Genomic DNA, 598 nt, shown 5'->3' on the forward strand with positions numbered 1-598 from the left:
CGCTCACGGGGACCTCGGAGGCCCCGGCGTCCCACTGTCCGCCGCGGGCGCCGGCGTCCATGGCCTCGTTGGAGAGCCGGTCGGCGTCCTTGTTGCGGTTGCGCGGGATCCACTCGTAGGTGACGCGGCCGGCGGGCAGCACGGCCCGGGCCTCGGCGGCGAGCCGGCGCATGTCCTCGTGCTTGATCTTCCAGCGCCCGGACATCTGCTCCACCACGAGCTTGGAGTCCATGAGCACGTGCACGCGGGCCTCGGGGTCCAGGTCGCGGGCCATCCGCAGCCCGGCCACGAGGCCGGAGTACTCGGCCACGTTGTTGGACGCCCTGCCCAGCGGGGCGGCGTCGGTCATCAGGATCTCGCCGGTGTCCGGGTCGCGCACGAGCGCCCCGTACCCGGCCACGCCGGGGTTGCCGCGCGAGCCGCCGTCGGCCTCCACCTGCAGGACTCGTCCGCTCACCGTGGGCCTCCTCATGGTCGTGGGCCGGGGGTGCGCTCCGGCGTCCGTGGTCCGCGCCCGGGCGGCGCGGCCCACCACTCTACCGACCGCTCAGGGGGCCTTCCGGCAGCTCCGCGGGGCCGGCCGGCCGCGGCCCCCGCC

The 598-nt window shown here is 76.4% G+C and carries 1 protein-coding gene; it reads right to left on the reverse strand.

The window, feature by feature from the left end; all coding sequences use genetic code 11:
- Nucleotides 1-457 (reverse strand): reverse transcriptase-like protein (locus tag NWP10_RS12260; protein WP_258301087.1); only part of this gene is annotated, 457 nt, incomplete at its 3' end.
- Nucleotides 458-598: the final 141 nt, after the last annotated feature.

Source organism: Micrococcus sp. HG099 (assembly GCF_024723355.1).
Taxonomy (GTDB): domain Bacteria; phylum Actinomycetota; class Actinomycetes; order Actinomycetales; family Micrococcaceae; genus Micrococcus; species Micrococcus endophyticus.